The organism is Micromonospora sp. CPM1 (assembly GCF_023896895.1).
Classification (GTDB): Bacteria; Actinomycetota; Actinomycetes; order Mycobacteriales; family Micromonosporaceae; genus Micromonospora; species Micromonospora tulbaghiae.
The window spans coordinates 314,204-337,935 of record NZ_JAMHIU010000001.1 but is presented as its reverse complement, the minus strand read 5'-3'; the positions used below and the strand labels follow the sequence as shown (position 1 = coordinate 337,935).

Below are 23,732 nucleotides of genomic sequence, written 5' to 3'. Positions count from 1 at the left end.
GCCTCCTCTCGGTGGCGGACGGCGGGAGGACCGGGCTAGCCGACGACCACGACGCGACCCTGGTTCAGCGGTTGCAGGTGCGCCGGGTCGAGATCGTCCGGTGCGCCCCGGCCGCTGTCGTAGACGACGCGCCCTCCGTCGCTCTCCCAGATCCGGATCCGGAACCGGTCCACGTCACGCCCGTCCGGTGCGTCGGAGACGGTGAGCTGGTACGCGTACCCCGGCCGGCCGTTCACCGTGCCCTCGCCCTGGTACCGGCCCACCGATCCGGCGACGGTCAGGCGCTCGTGCGTGGTGCCGGCGAACGTGAACCCACGGTCCGGCAGCCGGAAGGTGGTCGTGCCGAACGGCGTGGGCGAACCCTTCACCAGGCCCGCGACGAAGGCGAACTCCCCCGGCCCGGTGGCGGCCACGTCCGCGCTGAGCGCCCCAGCCGGTGAGACGATCTCGCCCGAGCCGGCAACAGTGACGTCCGACGGGTCGTAGACCACGATCCGTACCTGCTGCCGCCCGGTGCCGCCGTCGTCGCCGGTCACGGTGAGGCGCGCGACGTGCACACCGGGCCGCAGCTCACCGCCGGCCACGCAGACGCCCTCGTTGCGCTCCCCGGTGACCACCCCGGCCGTGGCCGGGGCCGGACCGTCGCCGTCCCAGTCGACAGCGCACCGGTGCGTGTCCGGCACACCCGGGTCGGTGAACGTGGCCCGCACGGTGACCGGTCCGGCCACCCGCAGCTCCTCGTCGAGCGCGATCGGGCTCACCTCGATCGGCCGGTTCGCCACGGTGACGGTCACCGTGTCGGTGGTGGTGCCGTGGCGGGCGTCGGTGGCGGTGAGTTCCAGCCGGTACGTGCCGGCCCGGTCGGCTCGGAACGACGGCGCGCGGGCCGGGCCCTCCAGCCGCGGGCCGCCGCCGAGCCCGCCACTGTCGGGCTGGGCGAGCACGGTCCAGGACAGGGTCACCGGGTCGCCGTCCGGGTCGGTGGTGCCGGTCGCGTCGAGGGTGACGGTGTCGCCCTCGACAGCGGTCCGGTCCGGCCCGGCGTCCGCGGTCGGCGGTCCGCCGGCCGGCAGGACCCGGCCCACCGTCACCTCGGTACGCGCGGTTGCCCGGAGGCCGTCGGCGTCGGTGGCGGTGACCGTGACGACGTGCCGTCCCTCGCTGAGCTGCCCCGGGGTACGGGTGGCGCCCGTGCCGAGGTCACCGTCGCGGTCGGAGGTCCAGCGCACGGCCGATCCGTCCAGTTCGCCCTGCTCCGGGTCGGTGACGGTCGCGGCGAGCGTGACGGTCTGCCCGGTGGCGAAGAACGTGCCGCCGATCGGGGCGGTGATCCGTACCGAAGGGTTCTTGCCGGCGACGGTGAGCGGGCCGCTCGTCGCGTCGGCGGTGTTCACCCCGTCGGTGACCCGCACACGCAGCCGGCCGGTCGCCGCGCCGCCGGTGCCCGCGAGCTGCGCGGCGTCCACCGTGTACGACGTCCCGGTGAGCCCGGCCGCGAGCACCCGCCAGTCGTCGGCGCCGTCCGGGCTGTACAGGACGCTCGCGGTGACCGGACCGCCGTCGGCGTCGCCGGCCGTCCAGCCCACCGTGACCGGCCCGGTCGCCGGCACGGACGCGGGCGGCGCGTCGCCCGCCAGCGCCACGACGGGCGGGTTCGCCGACACCGGGAGCGTGGCGAGGTTCCGCCCGGCGCGGGTGTCCACGAGCGTCACCCGGCGGGTGCCGGGGGCGAAGTCGACGACCTCGTGGAACGGGCGGGTCGCGGCGTGCTCGGTGGCCGCCGCCGGGGTGAACGGGTGCTCGGCGAGTGTCGCCCCGGCGGCGTCGAGCAGCCGCAGCGCGTACGGGCCGGGCGTCGTCGCCGGGCGCTGGGTGGTGCGGTTCAGGCGCTGCCCGGTCAGGGTGCCGGCGCCGTCGCCGACGGCGCCGGACAGCGCCAGCAGGTCACCGGTCGCGCCCTGCTGGGCGGGCGGGTTCTGGACGCGGTTGCGCCACAGCCGCCACAGGTCGTCGGAGACCCACGTGCGCGGGCAGTAGCTCATCAGGTCGGCGACCGGCGGGCTGGTGTCCGGCGCCCAGACGACCCGGCGCGGAGCGCCGACCGAGTAGTCGCCGATGTCGTAGCCGGCGAAGCTGGGGTTCGCCGGGTCGGGCCCGCCGATGGTGCCGCGCGGGTACGGGTAGGACCGGGGCCCGGTCTCGTCGCCGGGATTGTCCGTGCACTCGACGTGCTGGGCACCGAGGAGGTGTCCCAGCTCGTGCTGGATGGTCGTGGGGTTGTGCGAGCCGCCGACCGCCACCCACCCGGGGATGTTCTCGGCGACGCCGCCCATCCGGTCCCGGTTCACCATGACCAGGTGGTAGACGCCGGGTTCCCGCGTCCCTGCCGTCGCCTGCCGGTAGCTGTCGAGCACCGAACGCGCGTCCTTCGCGTCGAGATAGAAGCTGTCGTCGCCGATCCAGAAGAACGGGGTGTCGTCGCGGTAATCGGCGCGGGTGACCTCCAGCCGGCTCGTCGGCAGCGTGCGCCGCAGCAGCGACTCGGCCCGGTCCAGGTCGGACTCGGGAGGCAGCACGGTCCGTCCGTCGCGCTGGTAACCGAACCGGATCAGCTTGACGCGCACCGGCTTGGACGCCTGGAAACGCACCGTGCGTTCGACGACGTTGTCCAGGTAGTCGGGCTCGGTGACCCGGCGGTCCGGGTTGATCTCGACCCGCAGTCTGACCTCTCCCTCGCTCGTCCACTGCGTGGGCAGCTCGAACAGGAACCCGCCGCCCAGCTGTCCGCGCCGTACCGTCCGGTCCGGCACCAGCAGGCGGCCCGGGTTGGCCGGGGCGACCGGCGGGCCCAGCGACGTGCCGTCGGGCCGGAACCCGTGCAGAGCGGCCGTCACCGCGGGCGTCGCCGCGTCGGTGCCGACGTACGCTCGCACGACAGTGCGACGGTCGGCGACGAGGTCCACGGAGTTGCCCAGGTTCTGGATCACCTGGGTGGCCTCAACCCCGCTCACCGTCAGGTTCGGCCCGGGTGCGGTGCAGGTGTTCAGGTAGACGCGCAGGGTGTTGTCGACCTCGTCCAGGACGGCCACGTCGAGGGACTGGTTGTTGTCGAACCGGCCCACCGCCGCCTGCACCGGCCGGCTGCCCGCCGCGAGCACCGCCGGGCTGCCGAACGTGCCGTCACCGTTGCCGGGGAAGACGTAGACGGCGCGGCTGGCGTAGCCGACCACCACCAGATCCGGACGGCCGTCCCGGTTGACGTCGGCGACGTCCACGTCGTGCGGGCCCTCGCGTCCCGGGGTCAGCGGCCCCAGGTCCAGCGACGGCAGCTCCCGGGGCGCCGGCGGGAAGCCGCCGGCCGGCGGGTCGCGGAAGTCGCTCCACAACCGGATCCGGTCCTCGCCGAGCATCGCGACGGCCGCGTCGAGCCGCCCGTCGAGGTCGAAGTCGGCGATCACGGGCTGCAACGCCTCGTCCAGCCCTTCGATCCGGGGCGCGGGGCTGTTCTTGCCGTCACGGATCACCGAGACCGTGCCCTGCTCGTAGCTGCTGAGCAGCACGTCGGGCACGCCGTTACCGGTCAGGTCGCCGGCGGCGAGCCGGTAGGGGCGGACGTACGACGGCTGGTCGCCGAGGAGGAACCTGGCGTCGAAGGCGCCGCCGTTGAGGTTGCGGAACACCTGTACCCGGTCGTCGTCCGGATCGCTCTGCACGGCGGGGTCGACGGCGGCGAGGTCGGGCAGCAGGTCGCGGTCGAAGTCGGCCACCGCCACGTCCGCCACGCTGCGCCCGGCCAGCACCCGCCCTCCGGGGCCGAACCTCGGGTCGCCACCGGCGACGCCGAACCAGATGCCCACCCCGTCGGTGGTGGCGACGGCGTAGTCCGGTTTGGCGTCCCGGTTGAAGTAGCCCACCGTGATGGCCCGCGGCGTGCCCGAGGTGGGATAGACCTCGGGCGGGCCACCGGGCGTCGTCGACGTACGGAACGTCCCGTTGCCGACGGCGATGAGCTGGTGCACGTCGCCGTCACCGCTCGCCGACGCGACGAGCAGGTCGTCGAAGCCGTTCTGGTTGGTGTCGACCGCCTCGACGTCACGAGGAGCGGCGATCCCGGCGACCGCCGGCATCGCCGTGAACCCGAACGTCTCGCAGCCGGCGGCGAGGCCCGCTCCCGGCGGGCCGGCGGCCCGGACCGGCGCCGCCGCGCCGGGCACGCCCGTCCCGGGGCCGAGCAACGCCACGGCCAGAGCGGCCGCGATCGCGCCGGCCCACGGGCCGGATCTTCCTGATCGCATCACTGTCACCTTTCCGTGCGCACCGGCCGGAGGGCACGGCTGCACACAGTCGTCGGAGGAGATGAGAGGTCTCGATGGGTCGACGGGAGCCGATCGCGTCGCCGTCGGTCGTGCCGCCCGTGTCCGGACGGCGAGCCGGTCACCGGGCGGGTGCCGCCTCCGGCCTTTCCGAGCGCGGCTCGCCCGGCTCTTCGGGCGGCGCGCCGAGGGCGGCCGACAGGTCCCGGGCGGCGTGCTCGACGCCGCCGGGCCTCACCAGCGCGAACACGAACCGGTCCGGCCGCAGCACCACCAGGTCGGCGCCGTGCCGCCGCAGCCACCCGCTGAGCACACCGTCGGCGTCCACGACGTCGACCCGGCCCGGCCGGCCGTCTACGGACGAGTCCGGCAGGCCGGCGAGCGGCGTGCCGGGCGGGTGGACCGCGACGAACCGCACCGGCAGCCGCTGCCACAGCGGTCCGGGCGGGCTGTCCACGCCGGCGCGGCCCAGCACGACGAAGCCGTCGCCGAGCGCCTCGTCGAGCAGGCGCTCGCCGGGCGCACCCGGGACGAGGACGCGTGGCTGGGGGAACATCGTCCCGACCACGCCGTCGCGCCGCCCGCCGGCCATCAGGCCCCGCCGGTACGCCGGGACCGGCTTGAACTCGAAGCGCTCCACGAACCGCCGTACCCGGGGAATCGTCTGGACCGCCTGCAGCGCGGTGTCGCGCAGCCCGGCGGTGATCCGGTTGCGGGCCAGGAAGACGTGTCCCAGCCGGACGCTCGTCCGCGCCATCTCCACCGTGTGCGGGCGCCGCTCGGTCTCGTACGTGTCGAGCACGGCGGGGTCGGCGGCGCCGGACAGCACCAGCGACAGCTTCCACGACAGGTTCGCCGCGTCGCGCAGGCCGCTGCACAGGCCCTGGCCCATGAACGGGGGCATCTGGTGCGCCGCGTCGCCGAGCAGGAACACGCGCCCCTCCCGCCACCGCTGCGCGACGAGGTGGTGGAAGGTGTAGACCACCGCCCGGGTGACTGTGAACCGGTCCGGGTCGACGTACGGGGAGACGAGCGCGGCGATGCTCTCCGGCCGCTGCACCTCGTCCTCGGTCTCGCCCGGGCGCAGCATGAACTCCATCCGGTAGCTGCCGGCCGCGCCGGGAGAGACGAACGCCGGGCGCCGCCAGTCGCAGACGAACGTGGTGTCCGGCACCCGTACCGCGTCGGGCGGCACGTCGCCGGAGACCGCGAGCCACGGTTCGGCGTAGCTCGCCCCGGACAGCGGGATCCGGACGGCGGCGCGGGTGGCGCTGCGGGCGCCGTCGCAGCCGAGCACGTACCGGGCGCGGACCGCCCGCCGCTGCCCGGTGGCCACGTCGGACAGCAGCACGGTCACGCCGTCCTCGTCCTGGGTGAGGCCGACCAGCTCGGTGCCGAGCGCGAGCCGGACGTGCGGGAAACGGTCCAGCCCGGTGCGCAGCGTGTGTTCCAGTCGTGGCTGGTCGAAGAAACGCAGCGGCGCGTGCCCGTACCCGAAGTCCGTCTCGGACAGCCTCATCCGGGCGAAGACCCGGCCCGCGCCGTTGACGTACTCGACCAGCGGCGGCGCGACCATCTCGTCGCGTACCTCGTCGAGCAGGCCGGCCTGCTGGTAGATGCGCAGCGCCTCGTCGTCGCAGGAGAACGCCCGCGGCTGACCGTGCGGGGCCGCGCTGCGTTCGACGACGAGCGTGGTGACGCCGCGGGCGCCGAGCAGGTTGGCGGTGAGTGCGCCCACCGGCCCGCAGCCGATGACGGCGACCTCGACCTCGTGGACCTCCTGGTGAGCCGGCGGCTGAACTGATCCCATCGTGGTGCCCCTTCGGAACGTGGTTCCGGACGGCTCTCCGCCGCCCGGCACCGGTCAGGGCACCAGTCCGCTGTGGAAGGGGTGTGGAGACGGCGTGGAGGCGGGCCTCCACACCGGTCAGAAGGCGGCGAACCGGGGCAGCAGCAGAGCCGCTCCCTGGTCGGCGGCGATCCGCGCGCCGAGGTCCCACTCCGCACGGTCGCGCCGGGCCGCGCCGCGGATCCGGTGCAGCTCCGCGACGAAGACGCGCTCGCCCACCCGGTCCGCCAGCGCCAGCGCCTCCTCGGTCAGCGTCGCCGCGGTGTCCGGACGGCCGCCGGTCAGGTACGCCTCGGCCATCGCGCAGAGCGTGATGGTCCGGGTGGACCGCAGCCCGGGGCGGTAGAACTCCTCGGCGGCGGCGCGCATCGCGTCGAGCCGGCCGGGGTCGCCGCCGCGCGCGGCCGCCCACTCCAGGAAGTACGCGCCGGTCGCCGTCATGTGCGGCAGGCCGGTGGCCCGGCCGATGTCCCGGCACCGTCGCCCCGCCGCGTCGGCCGCGGCGACGTCGTGTTCCTGCATCGCCAGCCAGGCGGCGTAGAGCGCCGCGTTGGCCCGGCCGTACGGGTCGTCGAGTTCCTCGGCGAGGGCCTCGGCGGCGGCGATGTCGGCCCACGCGCCGGCCGGGTCGCCGCGCATCGAGCGCACGAGCGCCCGGAAGTTGTGGCAGGCCAGCACGGGACGCCGCCCGACCTCGCGGCGCAGCAGCGCCCGGTCGACGGTACGCAGCCGGTCGATGCCCGCGGTGAGCCGCCGCTCGCCCTCGGCCTGCCGTCCGGTGAAGTAGCCGATCGCGCCGAGCAGGTACTCACCGGCCACGGCGATCAGCCCGCTGCCGTCGTCGGGTGCCCGGACTAGCCGCCCGGCGAGGTCGGCGCAGATCGCGAACTCGGCCCGGTTGGCGGCGAGTTCGCCGAGCGCCCAGAGCGCGTGGCGGATGTCGGCGTCCGGCCCCACGAGCGTCAGCAGTTCGCGGGCCCGGGCGCAGACCCGGTCCACCGCGTCGCTGCCGACGCCCACAGTCATCTGGAGCAGGGCCGCGCGGTGCAACTGGACGGTCAGCTCGGTGACCGCCGCGTCGGGCGTGACCCGCGCGGCCGGGGCCAGCCGGAGCGCGGCGCGTTCCAGGTGACCGAGCGCGTCCTCGTAGGCGACCCGGCGGGTGGCGTCGTCGGCGGCGCGCAGCGACCACCGCAGGTGGTCCTCGCCGTGGCCCAGCCCGACCGCCTCGCCGTAGTGGTGGGCCAGCTCCGCCGGGGAGGTGCCGGCCGACTGCTCGTACGCGGCGGCCAGCCGGGCGTGCAGCGCGGCCCGGCGCGGCGGGACCAGCTCGGCGTAGGTGACCTCGGCGATCAGCGGATGGCGGAACGCGAGCGCGCCCGGCCCGGTCTCGACCACCAGCGCGGCCGGGTAGGCCGGGGCGAGTTCCTCGGCGACCGCCTCGGGAGTGCTGTCCAGCGCCGCCGCCAGCACCGCCAGGTCCAGGTCGTGTCCGGCCACGCTGAGCAGGTCGAGGCATCGCCGGGTGGGGCCGGGCAGTCCGGCGAGCCGCAGCCGCACGGTGTCCCGGATGTTCGGTGGCAGCTCCGCGCCGTCGCCCGGGCCGGTCCGGGACCGCAGCAGTTCGGTGAGGAAGAACGGGTTCCCGCCGGTACGGGTGACCAGCCGGGTCACCACCGGCTCCGGCGGCGCCTCGCCGGTGCGGTCCCGGACCAGGTCGGCGACCGCTGCGGCGTCCAGCCCGGCGAGCCGGACCTGACCGAAGCCGCGCCCGCGCACCAGCTCGGCGACGGTCGCCACCAGGGCCGGATCGTCGTCGTACGGCCGGAGCGTGGCGACCACCAGCGCCCGGGACGCGGGCAGGGCGGCGGCGGCGAGGAACCGCAGCAACAGCAGCGAGTCCGGGTCGGCGGCGTGCAGGTCGTCCAGGACCACGAGCAGGCCACGTTCCCGGGCCGCCGCGTGCACCAGGTCGGCCACCGCCTCGTACACCTGGAACCGCGCCGTGGGGTCCAGACCGCGACCGTCCGCCGGTCCGGTCGGCGCGCCGGCGGCGAACCCGCCCAGCCGGCCCGCCGAGCCGGTGGCGCCGGTCTGCGGCATCGCCACCAGCGCGCGTACCACCTGGCTCCACAGCCAGAACGGCGGCGCCTGCCCGACGTCCGGGCACCGGCCCCAGACCACCGGGACGCCGGTCGCGGCGGCCCGCGCGCCGAGCGCCGCGGCGAGGCTGGTCTTGCCGATACCGGCCTCCCCCACCAGCGTCAGCACCCGCCCGCCGTGCCCGGTGGCCGCGTCCAGCGTCTCCCGCAGCCGCTCCAGCTCCGCGTCCCGGCCCACGAGCGGTCCGCCGTCGCGCTCCGGCGGGGCCGGGCGTCCGGCCGCCGCCAGGCCGGCGACCTCCGCCGGGCTGCTCCGGTCCGGCGGTACGGCCTGCTCCAGGATCAGCCGGTGCACCGCGCGGATCTGCTCACCGGGGTCGAGCCCGTACTCGCCGGCCAGGATCCGGCGCCCCTCGTCGAAGACGGCGAGCGCCTCGGTCTGCCGCCCCGAGCGGTACAGCGCCAGCATCAACTGCGCCCGGGCGCCCTCGCGCAGCGGGTTCGCCGACACGAACCGGCGCAGCTCCGGCAGCAGCGTCGCGTGCCGGCCGGCGGCGACGGCTGCGGTCAACCGCCCCTCCTCGGCGCTCAACCGCAGCTCGGCCAGCCGGGCCGCCTCCGGGCGCACCGCGGCCAGCTCGGCCACGCCCGCCAGCGGCTCGCCACGCCACAACGCCAGCGCCTCGGTGTACGTCCGCTCGGCGGCCGCCGCCTGCCCGGCTGCGAGCGCGTCCGCCGCCCGGTCCACCAGGCCGGCGAACCGGATCGCGTCCACCGCGTCGGAGTCGACCCGCAGCTCGTACCCCCGGGGGTGGCTGCGCAGGACGCGCGCCGGCTCGCGGTGGGACCGTTGCGGCTCCACGGCCCGGCGCAGCCCGGCGACGTACGTGCGCAGCGTGGTCGGGGCGCTGGCCGGCGGTCGCGCGTCCCACAGCGCGTCGACCAGCCAGTCGGCGGCGACGAACCGGTTCGGCCGCAGCAGGAACAGGGCCAGCAGCGCCTGCTGCTTCGGCCCGCCGAGGGGCACCACCCGCCCGTTCCGGACGACCTCCGGCGGGCCCAGCACACGGAACTGCACAGTCACGTCGACGACGACCCCATCGTGCCGAGTATGGCAGCGCCCGGTCCACTCCGGACACCGACGATCGGTCAGGGCACGGTCAGCGGGGTGCCTGCCCTCCGCACCTCCCCCATGAAGTGCAGGATCTCCTCGTGGTTCGTCGACATGACAGCGGTCATGGCGCCGGTGCGGTAGTAGATGTCGACCCGGACCGGGTCCGGCTCCAGCGAGACCGGCTCGTCGGCGCGCATCCGCGCGAGGACGCCCGGCACGTCGTACGCCAGGGTCACGTCCGGGCGGTGGAAGTACTCGACACCGCCGATCTCGACGACGGGGAGCTCGTCCGGATCGCAGACCGGCTGGGTCAGCAGGTCGTAGCGGTACACCTCGTCGAGGAACGGGCGGACGTCGTCCGCGAGCTGCCGCGAGACCACCTCCTGCCACCACAGCTCCAGCGCCCGCCGCCCGTCCGCCTCGGTGAAGAGGTAGCCGATGGCGGCCGCGTACGCCGGCGCGCCGCCGCCGTGCCCCCGCATCGCGGCCTCCCGCAACGGGATCGCCTCCCGCGCCGAGGTGGTGTCCGCCCAGTCGGCGAGGCTGTTGAGGACCCGGGACTGCTCCCACCCGGCCAGCCGCCGCAGCGGCAGCCAGCAGTGACGCAGGACGGCGTTCTCGGCCATCACCCGGGCCCAGAACAGGAACCGCTGCATCACCGCGTTGTCCTCGAACGTCATGGTGCGGTGGGCGAGCACGTACTCGAAGTCGTCGTTGTCGCCGCGCAGCGCGACGATGCCGTACAGCTCCTTGTTCTCCGCGTACTCGGTGTTCGGCAACAGCATGATCGGGTAGACGGCGATGCGGGACACGTGCTGGGCGAGTTCGTCGTACCCGGCCAGGAACGACTCGACGGTGTCGCCCGGCGCGCCCCAGATCAGCTCGGCGTAGCAGTCCAGCCCTTCCCGGTTGAGCCACCGCACCAGGTCACGCCAGTCGTTGACCTTCATGTTCCGCCGGCGCATCAGCGTCAGGGCGTCCGGGTTGAGCGACTGGAGGGCCAGGGTGAAGGAGCTGCGCAGCCCGGCCTCCTTCATCCGCCGCACGATCTCGTAGAACACCTTCGACTTGTTCTTGGCCCACGAGCTCTCGAAGGCCAGCGGGAAGCCGTGACGCCGTTTGATGTCGATGAGGTCGTCGACGAGTTCCAGGTCGATCGGCAGCATGCCGAAGTTGGCGTCGCAGGCGACCACCGTGTGCACGCCGCACCGGGCGAACAGTTCCAGCTCGGCGCGCAGCCGTTCCCGGGAGAACGCGCGTACCCGCTGGCCGACCGCGCCGCCCCAGTAGCAGAACGAGCACTTGTACGGGCAGCCGCGGTTGGTCTCGAACAGCGCGACGTCGTAGCGGAACCGGCCGTCGGCGTCGAGCAGTTCGACGGCTCCGGTGAGGAACGGCGACGGGATGACGTCGAGGTCCTCGATCCGGGGCCGGTCCGGGTTGGTGACCACGCTGCCGTCGGCGCGGTGCCAGGAGATGCCCAGCACCTCGCCGAGGTCGTCCGCGGGCACGCCGGCCAGCCGGGCGCGGAGCAGGTCGACGAAGGTCAGCTCACCCTCGCCGTTGACCACGACGTCGATCTCCGGGTAGAGCCGGAACACGCGGTCGGCCTGCGCGCTGACGTGGGTGCCGCCGAAGATCACCCAGCCCTGCGGGTTGAGCTGCTTGTAGGTGGCGGCGAGCGCGCCGAAGGCGCGCTGGCTCCAGCCGAAGACGGAGAACCCGATCACGTCGGGCAGCGGGCCGGCGAACAGCCGGGCGGCCATCTCCCCGTGCGTCACCCGCCCCCGGAAGTTGCAGATCTCCACCGACACCCGGGCGTCCAGCTCGGCGTCGCCGGACACCATCGCCTTGAGGTACGCCGAGGCGAGCGGCAGCGACTCCAGCGGCATGTCCCAGACGCCCTGCTGCACCAGGACCACCCGAAGGCGCCGGTCCGCGTCGCCGGCGCTCGTCTGGCTGTGCTCCACCGATCCGCCGCCCTACTTGCGGTAGACGGTGATGTGCCGCTCGTCGGAGTCGCGCAGTGGTCGTCCGTCCCAGTGGCCCCAGCGCGACTCCATGGTGAGCCCGCCGAGGCGGGCCATCAGGTCCATCTCGGACGGCATGACGGTGCGGATGCGCATCGGGAAGAACCGGATGCCGTCGGGCCGCAGGACCGCGAACTGGATCGACGAGCACTGGGAGATCCGCTCCCGCCGGGTGAACGTCATCACGACGTGGTCCTTCTCCACCCGTACGGTCTGGGTGCGCTGGTTGCGGTCGTACCGCGCCGGGTCGGGGATGGACGTCTGGATCACGAACCGCCCGCCCGGCTCCAGGACGTCGGCGACCTTCTGGAAGCAGCGGATCTGCTCCTCCTGGTCGGTGATGAACGGCAGGGTGTCGAAGACCGCGTACGCCAGGGAGAACTTGTACGGCAGGGTGAAGTCGGTGAAGTCCTGGACGTGCACGTGCACCAGCTCGCCGCCGGGTTTGTCGCGCAACTGCGTCAGCATCCCCTCCGACGCGTCGATGCCGTGCACCTCGATGCCCCTGCGGGCCAGCGGGACGGCGACCCGGCCGGTGCCGACGCCGAGTTCGAGGACGGGCCCGCCGCCGGAGTTCTCGGCGAGCCACTCGATCGTCTCCTCGGTGTCACCCGGGTCGCCGGCCCATCCCGTCCCGTCGAAGACGTCGGCGACGGCGTCCCCGTAGGTGAAGATCTCGAAGCCTTCCACCGTGTTCTCCTCCACGCCGGTCATTGGGGTACCGGCGAATCGTGGCGGACGAGTGCGCTCGACGCTGCGCTGTTCTGAGCACGAAGTGAGAGCAACTCGATTGGCGTGACGGTGGCGCCGCCGACGGTTGCCCCGGTATGCTGCGGAACCTTCGGCACGTGCTGTCCATTCGCAACCGTCTAATGAGCAGGGCGGCCGCGACACACCCGGTAACCGTGGCGTGGACGACGGCGGATTGCTAGGCTCGGGCCACGCTTTCGATCGGACGACAATCTCCAGGAGACGTGAATGGCTGTCGGTCGCTTGGCGGCGGTAACACTGGATTGTTCCGAAATCGCCCCGCTGGTGGCCTTCTACCGGGAAGCGGCCGGCCTCGAGCCGGTGCACGAGTCGGAGTCGGGCGCGTTCCTCCGCAACGGTGACGGCGTCGCCGTGGCGTTGCAGCGGGTGGAGAACTACCGGCGTCCGGAGTGGCCCGGGCAGACGGTTCCCCAGCAACTGCACCTCGACCTGGCCGTCGACGACATCGAGACGGCCGAGACCGAGTTGCTGCGCCTGGGTGCGACGAAACCCGCCGACCAGCCCGGCGACGCGAAGTGGCGGGTCTTCCTCGACCCCGCCGGTCACCCGTTCTGCGCCTCGGTTTGGGACTGAAAAAGAACCACGGAAGGAATGAGACAAGGTGAGCACCGCGACCGCTTCATTTACGCTCGACTCCTGGGACGAAGACGAGTGGCAGGAGACCCCCGAGGGCATGAAATTCTCGCGGGCCTCGGTCACCAAGACGTATTCCGGTGAACTCGAGGGCACCAGCCGCGCGCAGTTCCTGTTCGCCTATGGCAAGGGCGGCGCCGGATACGTCGGTCACGAGGTGATCGAAGTGTCGATCGGCGGTTCCAAGGGCAGTTTCATGCTCCAGCACCAGGCCGTCGGATTGATGAGCGACGAGGAGGGCGGCGCCGAGTGGCACATCGTGCCGGGGACCGGCACCGAAGGGCTCGCCGGCATCCAGGGCACCGCCACCATGCGCAAGCTGGAGGACGGCAGCCACACCTTCACGCTGAACTACGAGCTCCTCGACGAACTCGTCTGACGCCCTGATACCGAGACGGAGGGCCGCTACCGGGAAACCGGGAGCGGCCCTCCGTCTCGGGCGCTCACGGCACGTCCGCCGCCGCCGTGACGGGCCGCGCGGCGTCCAGCAGCATCCTGCTCGCCTCGTGGCGCGGGTTGCCGAACACCTGCTCGACAGTCCCCTCCTCGACGATCCGCCCGCCGCTGAGCACGGCGACCCGGTCCGCGTTGCGGGCGATCACACCGAGGTCGTGCGTCACGATGAGCACCGCCAGGCCCAGGGTCCGCCGCAGCGAGTCGAGCAGCGCCAGGACCGAGGCCGCCACCTGGGCGTCGAGGCTCGACGTGATCTCGTCGCAGACGAGCACGTCGGCCCCGGCGGCGAGCGCGCGGGCGATCGCGACGCGTTGCCGCTGCCCGCCGGACAGCTCCCGCGGCAGCCGCGACGCCAGCTCCCCCGGCAGGCCGACGAGCCCCATCAGCCGGCGGGTCTCCGCCGCGGCCGCATCGGCCGTCATCCCACCGGCCAGGCGGACCACCCGGCCGATCGCCGCGCCCACCGGCCGCCGCGGGTTCAGCGACCCGCCGGAGTCCTGCGGGATGAGCTGCAAGCGGCGTCGCTGGTGCACCGGCCGGCGCCCGAGCGTCGGCTCCAGGACCTCGCCGGACAGCGTCACCCGGCCCGAGCTGGGGCGCAGCGTTCCGACGACGGCCCGGGCGAGCGTCGTCTTGCCGCAGCCCGACGTGCCCAGCAGGGCCAGCGCCTCGCCGGCACGCAACCGCAGGGACACGTCGTCCAGGACGACCCGGCCACCCCGCGGCACCGTCAGCCCGGACACGGTCAGGACCTCCGCACCCCGCTCCGGCGTGGCGGCGCGACGGCGCATCTCCGCCGGCAGGTCCGGCACCGCGGCGAGCAGGTCCCGGGTGTACGCGGCGGCCGGTCGGGTGAGCACCTGCGCGGTCGGTCCCTGCTCCACCACGACGCCGCCCCGCAGCACGATCAGGCGATCGGTCATCCGGGCCGCCGCCGCGAGGTCGTGGGTGACGAGCACGACCGCCAGCCCGCGGTCGGCGGAGAGCCGGTCCAACTGGTCGAGCACCTGTTTGCGCACCAGCCCGTCCAGACCCGTGGTCGGCTCGTCCAGCACCAGGCCGCGCGGGTCGCCGGCCAGCAGCCGGGCCAGCGCCAGGCGTTGCTGCTGACCGCCCGAGAGCTGGTGCGGGTACCGGCGCAGGAAGGCCCGGTCGCCGGGCAGCCCGACCTCGACCAGCCCGCGGCTCACGGCCGAGTCGGACCGGTCCGCGGCCAGCTCGCGGATCTGCGCCCGCACCCGCAACGTCGGGCTCAGCGCGGACGGCGGATCCTGCGGGAGGTACGCCAGCACCCGCCGCCGGACCCGCCGCACCTCGGCCCCGGAGGCCGTCAGCACGTCGTGCCCGTCGACCACGACCGTGCCTCCGGCCACCCGCAGTCCGCGCCGTACCGCCCCGACGAGGGCCATCGCCAGCGTCGTCTTGCCCGCCCCGGACTCGCCGACGACGGCGACCCGCTCGCCCTCGGCGACGCGCAACGACAGGTTCTCCAGGACGGCCCGCCCGGCGGTGTCCTCGACCCGCAGCCCACTGATCTCGATCATCGCAGCACCCGCCCGACGATCCGGTCGATGCCGAGGTTCGCGGCGACGGTGAGCACGCCGAGCAGGACCGCCGGCACCGCGACTCCCCACGGGGTGAGCTGGATTCCCTCGACGTTCTGGCTGATCATGGCCCCCCAGTTCGGGCCGCTGGAGCCGAAGCCGAGGAACGCCGCCGCCGCCGTCAGCGTGACCGCGATGGCGAGGCGGGTGCCGAAGTCGGCGAGCACCGGCCGGACGATGTTCGGCAGGATCTCCCGGACGATCACCGACAGGTGCGAGTCGCCGCCGGCGTAGGCGGCCACCACGTAGCCGTCCTCGACCGCGCGGAGCGTCTCGGCCCGGGTCACCCGGGAGACGAACGGCGTGCCGGTCAGCACCACCACGATGATCATCGTGGTGGCGCTGTACCCCCAGCCGTGCAGCAGCACCAGCAGGATCAGCACCGGCGGCAGGCCCAGCAGCAGGTAGTCCAGCCGGGACACCACGGCGTCGGTGATCCCGGCGAAGTAGCCGCCGAGCAGGCCCAGCACCAGGCCGAGCACGGTTGCCAGGATCGTCGCCACCACCGGCACGGCCACCAGCGGCCGGCCGCCGGCCAGCACCCGGTCCAGCACGTCCCGTCCGGCGCTGTCGGTGCCCAGCGGGCTGCCCGCCGTCGGCGCGCTGTAGGGCAGCCCGACGATCCGCTCCGGCTCGCCGGCGAACAGCGGGCCGAACAACGCGACGCCCAGCACGAGCAGCACCACGGCCGCGGCCGTCCCGGCGAGCAGCCACCGCGCGGCCCTCATCGGGCGGCCACCCGCAGCCGGGGGTCGACCGCGAGGACGAGCAGGTCGGCCACGATGAACGAGACGAGGATGATCGCGGCGAGGAGCAGCCCGACCCCCTCCAGGACGGCGGTGTCGTGGTTGCGGACCGCCGCCACCAGCGTCTGCGACAGGCCCGGGTAGTTGAACACCACCTCGACCACTGTGGTGCCGCCGAACAGCCCGGACAGCAGCCACGCGAACGTCTGCGCGCACGGCGGCGCCGCCGCGGGCAGCAGGTGCCGCGCCACGACCACCCGCTCGGGCAGCCCGGCCAGCCGGGCCGCCTCGACGTGGGGCATCGCGTCCGCGTCGATGACCGTGGCCCGCACGATCCGGCTCGCCCACGCCGCGCCGAACAGCGTCAGCGCGGCCACCGGCAGCACCAGGATCTCCGGCCGGTCCAGCGGTCCGCCGCCCAGCGGCGGGAGCGAGATCGCCGGCAGCAGCGGCCACAGGTCGGCGAAGACCAGCACGAGCAGGCCGGCGGTGACGAACTGCGGGATCGACACCGCCACCACCGCGACCGCCGACACCGCCCGGTCCACCCGGCCGCCCGGCCGCAGCCCGGTGAGCAGCCCCAGTCCCATCGCCAGCGGCACCGTCACCGCCGCGGTGAGGCCGACCAGGAGGCCGGTGGCGGCCAGCGGCTCGGCCACGACGTCCACCACCGGCCGGTGCATCGAGGTGCTGGTGCCCAGGTCGAGGCGCAGCGCCGCGGTCCCCCACTCGACGAACCGCACCGGCCAGGGCCGGTCGACGCCGAGTTCGGCCCGGCGCTGCGCGACCTCCTCGATGGTGGCGTCGGGCCCGAGTGACGCCGACGCGGCGTCACCCGGGAGCACCTCCGAGCCGGCGAAGAGCACCACCGCCACCGCGAACAGCGTGGCCACCGTCGCCAGCAGCCGTCGGGCCAGGAACCCGAGCGCGGTCACGCCGGCCCGGTCGCCCGGTCGAACAGCTGGATCGACTGCATCGTGCGGACCCCGCTGATCCCCTTACGGGCGGCGTCGAGCTGCTCCTGGAAGCCCCACAGCAGGTCGCCGCCCTCCTTGTAGAACTCCTCCTGCAACGCCTTGAACGCCTCCGCGCGGGCGTTGTCGTCGACTGTCGCCTGGGCCTTCGCCAGCCGCTCCTGGTAGGCGGCCGACGTGCCGGTGACGTTGAACGGCGCCTTGCCGTGGGTGACCGCCGACAGGTGAACGGCGGCCGGCCGGTTCACGTAGTAGAACGCCTGGAACGGGTGCGTGGCCAGCGTGGTGAGGTCGGCGTAGTAGGCGTCGGGCGAGATCTCCTGGAGCGTCAGCTCGACGCCCGCCTCCTTGAGCTGCTGGGCCAGCAGCCGGCTGGCGTTGAGCATGCCCGGGACGAGCTCGCCGGTCCGCAGCGTCAGCTTGGTGATCCCGGCCTCGGCGAACAGCCGCTTCGCCTGCTCCAGGTCGCGGGCGCGCGCCGGCAGGTCGGCGTAGCCGGGCAGGCTCTTGCCGACCACGTCGTCGGCGGTCGAGCCGAGCCCGAGCAGCGCGTTGTCGACCAGCGCCTGCCGGTCCACCGCGAGCCGGACCGCCTGGCGGACCCGGGCGTCGTCGAACGGCGCGAGCTTCTGGTTCATCGCGAACGACAGCGCGTTCGCGTTCGCCGGGCCGCCCCGGACGACCGTGAGTTCGCTGTTCGCCGCCTCGGTCTTCGCGCCGGTGGAGCTGATGCTGACGGCGTAGTCGACCTGCCCCGCCTTCAGCGCCGACAGCCGGGCGCCGGCGTCGAGGATGCCGACCACCTGGAGTTCGGCGACGCTCGGCTTGCCGCCCCAGTACTGCTCGTTGGCGACCAGCCGGGTCGTGGTGCCGTTGCGCTCGGCCAGCCGGTACGGGCCCGACCCGATCGGCTTGCTGAACTCGGTCATGCCGGCCGGGAAGACCGGCGAGAAGACGACGAGGACGGCTTCCTTGAAGTCGCCGCGCGGGGTGAGCAGCGGCACGGTGACCGTGCGGTCGTCGACGGCCGTCACCTTGGCGAGGTCGACGTTGGCGTAGACGGAGGCCCGGTTGCTGGGCTTGGCACCGAGCGTACGGATGCTGTGCACCACGTCGGCGGCGGTGACCGGCTTGCCGTCGTGGAACGTCACCCCGGAACGCAGGTTGATCGTCCACACGCTGCCGTCGGCGTTGGGCTGCACCGACTCGGCGAGCTGGTACTTGTACTCGCCGTTGTCGAGCACCATCAGCGAGTCGTACACGTGCCGCATGACGATGAGCGTCGCGCCGATGCTGGTCAGCAGCGGGTTGCCGGCCTCGGCGTCGGTGACCGCGTTCGGCGCGCCCACCTTCAGCACCGCCAGCGACCCCCCGCCGGCCGCCGCCGGCGACGGCTCCTCGTCGTCGCCGCAGGCCGACAGCAGCGGCACGCCGGCCACCGCGGCGCCCGCGACGAGGCCCATCCGGAGCAGCGCGCGGCGATTGAACGGCGAGTCGTACGGGGTGGGCGACATGGTTCCTCCACAAAAAGTCGTGCCGGTGAAATCGGATCGCAAGACGTCTGCGGATCTGACGGTCGCCGATCATCGGCACGGGTGTCTGCTCAATAGGGCGCGGTGTCAGGTGGCCGTCGGGGCGGACATCAGCGCCATCAGTTCCGGGGTGTACAGCTCCCGCAGCGAGACGATCCCGGCCACCGCGTCGAAGTAGCGGGTGGTCAGCTCGGGGCTGCTGCCGACGGCGCGCAGCAGCGCGCGGCGCTTGTCCCGCGCCTCGGCCTGGGCCACCAGCAGGGTCGCCTGGTAGTTCTCCATCAGCCGCTGCTCGCGTTCCCGGTCGTAGTCGGCCAGCGCGGCGTCGAGCCGTGTCCGGTCCCCCAGGTGCTCGCCCACCGTCTCGGCGAGCAGGTCGGCCTGCATGAACGCGTCGGAGATGCCGCGCGCGGTCAGCGAGTCCTTGTGGTGGCCGGCGTCGCCGGCGAGCGCCCAGCCGGGGCCGTGCGCGCGGCGGAAGAAGTTCTGCTGGTCGCCGGTGCCGTGCACGGCCCCGATCTGCCGGCCGCGCTCCATCTGCTCGAACAGCCGCGGCGCGTTGGTCCGCACGTTGTCCAGGTAGGCCGCCTGCGCGTCGTGCCGGACCTCGTCGAAGCGCTGCTGCGGGTAGTAGGCGGCGATGAGCACCGCGCCGTCGTTCGTCGGCACCGCCGACACCCAGCCGGTGTCGCCCTCGTACATCTCGAAGTGCGTCTTCGGCCCGTCCCAGAACGCGTAGTACGCGCAGGTCAGCGGCGGGTGGGCGGTCGTCGTCGGCGCGTTCACGAGCCCGGCGACCGTGGAGCGCATCCCGTCGGCGCCGACGACCAGCGCGGCCCGCTCGTCGCCGCGGTCGGTGCGCACCCCGACGACCCGGTCGTCCTCCCACAGCAGGCCGGTGACCCGGCAGTCGTCGCGGAACTCGGCGCCCGCGTCGACGGCGGCGCCGGCCAGCAGCGGGTCCAGGATCGAGCGGCGGGGCGCGTACGCCGCGCGAATGCCGTCGATGCCGCTGCAGCAGCCCTCGACGCGTACGTCACCCAGCTCGTAGACGACGTGGTCCAGCGGCGGGCAGCCGGTGGCCCGCAGCGCGTCCAGCAGGCCCCAGCGGGCCAGCCGCGCGACGCCCGGCTGCTGGATGTAGAGCGTGGAGAGCTTGTCGGCCGGGAAGCCGCTGCGGTCCAGCAGCAGCACCCGGTGGCCCTGGCGGGCCAGGAGCATGGCGGTCGGCGCGCCCGCGCAGCGGGCCCCGACGACGACGACGTCGTACATGATCGTTCAACCTCCATCGGCGGTACGGGCGAGGACCACGGCCGTGTTGACGCCCCCGAAGCCGAAGCCGGTGGACAGCGCGTACCGCAGCCGGGCGGGCTCGGGCCCGGGGCCGGCGAACCGGATCCGGGCGTCGATCGGTCGGGCCAGGTTCGGGTTGGGGTGCACGAAGCCGCCGGTGAGCTGCGCGACTGTGGCGACTGCCTCGACCACCCCGGCCGACCCGAGGCAGTGACCGGTCAGCGCCTTGGTGGCGTTCACCCACGGCCGGCCGGCGGCGGCGCCGAGCACGTCGTGCAGCGACGCGAGTTCCGTCTCGTCGCCCAGCCGGGAACCGGTGGCGTGGGCGTTGACGTAGTCCACCTCGTGCGGGGCCAGCCCCGCGGCGGCCAGGGCGGCCCGGATCACGCGGGCCTGCCCGGCCGCGTCGGGGTCGGCGAGCCGGTTGGCGTCCAGGCCGAGCGCGTACCCGGGCACCGTCGCCAGGACCTCCGCACCGCGCCGGGCCGCGGCGGCGGGGCGTTCCAGCACCAGCGCCGCGGCGGCCTCGCCGGGCACGAAACCGCGCCGGTCCTGGTCGAACGGCCGGCAGGCGGCGGCCGGGTCGCCGCCCGGCTCGGCGAGCGCGCCGAGCACGGCGAAGCCCCGGTGGTGCATCGGTGTCAGCTCGGTGACGGCGCCGACCAGGACGCAGCAGTCCACCGCACCGGCGGCGACCAGCCGGGCGGCGTGCACGATGCCGACGTTGCCGCTGGCCGACGCCCCGCCGACGGTGAACCCCTCGCCGGTCGCGGACAGCACCTCGCTGAGCGTGCCGACGTGGTCGGTGTCCTGGACGTGCAGGGCGAACCGCGCCGGCAGGTACGCCGGCCGTTCCTGCCAGGTCCGGTACAGCTCGTGCGTGTAGCGCGCGGTCAGGTTGTGCCCGGCCACCACGATGCCGACCCGGTCGCCGGGGATCCGGGCGCCGGACAGGCCGGCCCCGGTCCACGCCTGCAGCGCCGCCGCGACGGCGGCCCGCACCGGCCGCGGCGCCCGGGCCGCGGCCCGGACCGCCCGGCGGCGCAGCGGTTCGGGCGCGCCGGCCACCGCGTCCTCGAACGACCACCCGGTGATCGGCGCGGCCAGGCCGTCAGCGGTGCCGACGACACCGCTGCGGCCCGCCCGCAGCGCCGTGGTGAACGACGGGACGTCCGCCCCGATCGCGCAGACGATCCCGGTGCCGGTCACCGCGACCGTGCTCACATGTGTGTCCGCAGCAGCTCGACGATCCGGTCGAGGTCGTTGACGTCGCGGAACTCGGAGATCGGCACCACGATGCCGAGCCGCTCCATGGCCAGCGTCACGACCTCGGCCCGGTCGATGCTCGTGCAGCCGAGGTCGCTCAGCGTGCGCCCGGCGGTGACACTCGCCGGGTCGACGTCCGGGACGACCTCGACGAGGCTCGCCTTCACGACCTCGAAGACGGTCATGCCGGTGACACCCGCGCCCCGGAGCGGTCCCGCCGGGTGAACCGGTGACCCCGCGTGGTCTCGGTCGCCATCCGGTTGTGCGGGTTGCCGTTGTGTCCCGCGACGAGCACCGAGCCCCAGCGGTCCAGCGACACGGCACCGCCGTACTCCTCGATGACGTCGGTGTCCGGGTAGACGTCCACCGACACCGGCACGTACCGGCCGGCGAAGCCGAGCCGCATCTCCTCGGTCCGCCCGGCGTGCGGCAGCGACGCGTGCATCAGCGTGGACCAGAACATGATCGCCTCGCCGGGCCGCATCACCATCGACACCGCCTTGGACTCGTCGGGCTTCCAGTCCGGGTCGATCTGCAGCTCGCGGTAGTCGTAGCCGAAGAAGCCGCGGCGTACGCCGTCCTTGTCGGTGCTGTTGATGGAGGACGGGTCGTAGTGCATGCGCTTGGTCTCGTCGTAGAACATCGTCCGGTGGGTGCCCGGAATGAACTGGAGGCACCCGGTCTCCTCGTTGGCCTCGGTGAAGGCCGTCCAGACGGTGATCGTGCCGCCGAAGTCCTTCGCGTCGCCGGGCCAGAGGATCTGCGGCTTGCCGGAGGCGTTGGCGAACGTGTCGGCCTGGTGCCAGTCGGTGCCCTCGTCGCCGGGGTACTTGGGGAAGAACTCCGACCGCCAGCACTGCACGTCCGGGCCGAGCACGCTGACGACGCGGTCGACGATCCGCGGGTGGCAGATGTGGTCGGCCAGGAACTCGTTGTCCAGGTGCCGGTCGTAGTTGGAGATGTTGGTGTTGCCGGAGAGCGCGGCCTCGTCCTGGTAGACCGCGTGCGAGCGGTCCAGCAGGCGCAGCCGTTCCCGCCGCCACCGCCGCTGCATCTCCTCGACCTCGTACACCGGGAACGGGCCGAAGTACCCGTTGCGGTGGAAGCCGGCCAGCTCCTCGTCGGTGAGCGTGTAGTCGTCCTCCATGTCATCCTCCTACCTGTTGCAGGGAATGGTGGCGTCGGGACGCGTCCACCACCTCGGCGAGGCACCCGACCGTGGGTTCCTCCATCTCGGCGCCGGTCAGCGCGATGCCGAACCGGTCGTTCACCATGGCCACGATCCGGGTGAGGGCCAGCGACGTGGCGCCGAGGTCGAACAGGTCGCCGTCCACCGGCACGTCGCGGCGCAGCACCTCGTCGGCGATCGCCTTCACCCCGGACACGGCGTCGTCGCCGGCCGGTTCGGCCAGGCGGTTCAGGACCGCCACATCGGCCTTGCCCTGCACGGTGAGCGGGATGTCGGCGACCACGTGGAAGCGGGACGGCCGCAGGTAGCCGGGCAGGTCCGCCACGGTCGCGGCGAGGTCCGCCTCGGTGAGCGTGTCCGGGTCCGCGCCGGGCGGGGGCGTGACGTAGGCGACCAGGCGTACGTCGCCCTCGCCGAAGTCCTGGGCGGTCACCAGCGCGGTGCCGACGCCGGGATGGGCCAGGACCGCCGCCTCCACCTCCCCCGGCTCGATCCGGTAGCCGCGGACCTTCAACTGCCTGTCGACCCGGCCGAGGTAGACCAGGTCGCCGTCGGTCCGCACGGCCCGGTCCCCGGAGCGGTACCAGCGCTCACCGCCGGAGGTGACGAACCGCTCGGCGGTCAGCTCCGGCTGGTGCAGGTATCCCCGCGCCAGCCCGGCGCCCGCCACGTACAGCTCCCCCGGTGTGCCGTCGGGCACCACCGCGCCGGTCTCGTCGCGCAGCTCGATCCGGACGCCGGGCAGGGGCCGGCCGATCGGGCTCACCGACGGCCGGTCGAAGTCCGCCGCGACGATCCGGCGGGCGGTGGCGTGCACCGTCACCTCGGTGATGCCGTACATGTTGACCAGCTCCGGCCGGTCGTCGCCGCGCCGGGCGATCCACGGTGCCAGCACCCCGACGTCGAGCCGCTCGCCGCCGAACACCACCAGGCGCAGCTCGTCCGGGCCCTCGTCGGCCAGGTAGGCGGCGGCGAACTGGCGGAACGCCGACGGGGTCTGGTTGAGCACGGTGACCTGTTCGCGCCGCACCAGGTCCAGCATCAGCGCCGGCGTCCGGGCCACGCGCCCCGGTACGACGACGAGCCGGCCGCCGGACAGCAGCGCGCCCCACAGCTCCCAGACGGAGAAGTCGAAGCCGATCGAGTGGAACAGCGTCCACGTGTCGTCGCTGCCGAAGCCGAACCGTCCGGCGCCGTGCTCCAGCAGCGCCACGACGCTGCGGTGGGTCACCTCCACGCCCTTCGGCACCCCGGTGGAACCCGACGTGTGGATGACGTACGCGGGGTCGTCCGGTCCGGCCTCGGCGGCGGGCTCCCGCACGGCGCCGGTGCCGCCGGCCCGCCCCGCCGTACCGTCGCCGGCCGTGACCTCGACCGCCGTGACCTCGCCCTGCGGGTCCTCGCCGTCGGTGTCCTCGCCGTCGGTGTCCTCGTCGTCGGCGGCGTCGTCGTCGGCGGCGTCGTCGTCCTCGCTGTCGTCGGCCCACAGCACCGGGCCCGACCACTCCGCGAGGGAGTCGGCCGTCCGGGTCACCGCCACCGTCACCGGAACCCGGCTGCCGGCCAGCACCGCCGCGACCCGCGCGGCCGGATGCTCGGCGTCCACCGGCACGTACGCGCCACCCGCCTTGACCACCGCCAGGACGGACACGACCAGGTCGACCGAGCGGTCGACGCACACTCCGACGTGGACGCCGGGGCGCACCCCGTACCCGCGCAGCCGCTCGGCCAGCTCACCGGACAGCCGGTCCAGCTCGCTGTAGGACAGCCGGTGGTCGCCGCAGGTCACCGCGATCCGGTGCGGCTGTTCCGCCGCCCGCCGGGCGAAGATCGTGTGCAGGCAGTCAGTCACGGGCATCG

The 23,732-nt window shown here is 74.0% G+C and carries 16 protein-coding genes; 2 read left to right on the top strand and 14 right to left on the bottom strand.

All coding sequences use genetic code 11. The annotated features are described in order from the left end of the window. Window positions 1-35: 35 nt before the first annotated feature. The 5 genes from M8C11_RS01230 to M8C11_RS01210 form a co-directional block, all read right to left on the bottom strand. The gene (locus tag M8C11_RS01230) at window positions 36-4,295 is read right to left on the bottom strand and encodes an FG-GAP-like repeat-containing protein (protein ID WP_252447887.1); all 4,260 of its coding nucleotides are present in this window, start codon (window positions 4,293-4,295) and stop codon (window positions 36-38) included. A 139-nt stretch (window positions 4,296-4,434) separates the two neighbouring features. After that, window positions 4,435-6,123: a bifunctional 3-(3-hydroxy-phenyl)propionate/3-hydroxycinnamic acid hydroxylase gene (locus M8C11_RS01225; protein ID WP_252447886.1), complete on the bottom strand. Its 1,689-nt coding sequence runs from the start codon at window positions 6,121-6,123 to the stop codon at window positions 4,435-4,437. 117 nt (window positions 6,124-6,240) lie between these two features. Continuing rightward, entirely contained in the window at window positions 6,241-9,348 is a 3,108-nt protein-coding gene (locus M8C11_RS01220) for a BTAD domain-containing putative transcriptional regulator (protein ID WP_252447885.1), read from the bottom strand. Between the two features lie 65 nt (window positions 9,349-9,413). After that, window positions 9,414-11,348 (bottom strand): KedN5 family methylcobalamin-dependent radical SAM C-methyltransferase, encoded by a 1,935-nt coding sequence (locus M8C11_RS01215; RefSeq protein ID WP_252447884.1) that lies wholly within the window; start codon window positions 11,346-11,348, stop codon window positions 9,414-9,416. 12 nt (window positions 11,349-11,360) lie between these two features. Continuing rightward, entirely contained in the window at window positions 11,361-12,122 is a 762-nt protein-coding gene (locus M8C11_RS01210; protein ID WP_233585713.1) for a class I SAM-dependent methyltransferase, read from the bottom strand. A 264-nt stretch (window positions 12,123-12,386) separates the two neighbouring features. Here M8C11_RS01210 and M8C11_RS01205 point away from each other — a divergent pair, with 264 nt between their 5' ends. Both M8C11_RS01205 and M8C11_RS01200 read left to right on the top strand, forming a co-directional pair. After that, window positions 12,387-12,752 (top strand): VOC family protein, encoded by a 366-nt coding sequence (locus tag M8C11_RS01205; protein WP_114920719.1) that lies wholly within the window; start codon window positions 12,387-12,389, stop codon window positions 12,750-12,752. A 28-nt stretch (window positions 12,753-12,780) separates the two neighbouring features. Beyond that, entirely contained in the window at window positions 12,781-13,191 is a 411-nt protein-coding gene (locus M8C11_RS01200; RefSeq protein ID WP_252447883.1) for a DUF3224 domain-containing protein, read from the top strand. A gap of 64 nt (window positions 13,192-13,255) precedes the next feature. Here M8C11_RS01200 and M8C11_RS01195 read toward each other — a convergent pair whose 3' ends face one another. The 9 genes from M8C11_RS01195 to M8C11_RS01155 form a co-directional block, all read right to left on the bottom strand. Beyond that, window positions 13,256-14,812, bottom strand: a complete 1,557-nt coding sequence (locus tag M8C11_RS01195) for an ABC transporter ATP-binding protein (RefSeq protein ID WP_252447882.1) — start codon at window positions 14,810-14,812, stop codon at window positions 13,256-13,258. After that, complete coding sequence (locus M8C11_RS01190) at window positions 14,809-15,600, bottom strand: ABC transporter permease (RefSeq protein WP_120569416.1); 792 nt, start codon at window positions 15,598-15,600, stop codon at window positions 14,809-14,811. Before M8C11_RS01190 ends, M8C11_RS01195 begins: the two co-directional genes overlap by 4 nt. Then, entirely contained in the window at window positions 15,597-16,553 is a 957-nt protein-coding gene (locus M8C11_RS01185) for an ABC transporter permease (RefSeq protein WP_121684474.1), read from the bottom strand. Before M8C11_RS01185 ends, M8C11_RS01190 begins: the two co-directional genes overlap by 4 nt. Beyond that, window positions 16,550-18,106, bottom strand: coding sequence for an ABC transporter substrate-binding protein (locus M8C11_RS01180; protein WP_120569414.1), 1,557 nt, complete (start codon window positions 18,104-18,106; stop codon window positions 16,550-16,552). Before M8C11_RS01180 ends, M8C11_RS01185 begins: the two co-directional genes overlap by 4 nt. A gap of 105 nt (window positions 18,107-18,211) precedes the next feature. Beyond that, on the bottom strand, window positions 18,212-19,396 hold the full coding sequence (locus M8C11_RS01175; protein ID WP_252447881.1) for an NAD(P)/FAD-dependent oxidoreductase: 1,185 nt from the start codon (window positions 19,394-19,396) through the stop codon (window positions 18,212-18,214). A gap of 6 nt (window positions 19,397-19,402) precedes the next feature. After that, window positions 19,403-20,641: a beta-ketoacyl synthase N-terminal-like domain-containing protein gene (locus tag M8C11_RS01170; RefSeq protein WP_252447880.1), complete on the bottom strand. Its 1,239-nt coding sequence runs from the start codon at window positions 20,639-20,641 to the stop codon at window positions 19,403-19,405. Further along, the gene (locus tag M8C11_RS01165; RefSeq protein WP_013287026.1) at window positions 20,638-20,868 is read right to left on the bottom strand and encodes a phosphopantetheine-binding protein; all 231 of its coding nucleotides are present in this window, start codon (window positions 20,866-20,868) and stop codon (window positions 20,638-20,640) included. Before M8C11_RS01165 ends, M8C11_RS01170 begins: the two co-directional genes overlap by 4 nt. Continuing rightward, entirely contained in the window at window positions 20,865-21,830 is a 966-nt protein-coding gene (locus M8C11_RS01160; protein WP_120569411.1) for a chlorinating enzyme, read from the bottom strand. Before M8C11_RS01160 ends, M8C11_RS01165 begins: the two co-directional genes overlap by 4 nt. A 1-nt stretch (window position 21,831) precedes the next feature. After that, window positions 21,832-23,730, bottom strand: coding sequence for a non-ribosomal peptide synthetase (locus M8C11_RS01155; protein WP_252447879.1), 1,899 nt, complete (start codon window positions 23,728-23,730; stop codon window positions 21,832-21,834). Window positions 23,731-23,732: the final 2 nt, after the last annotated feature.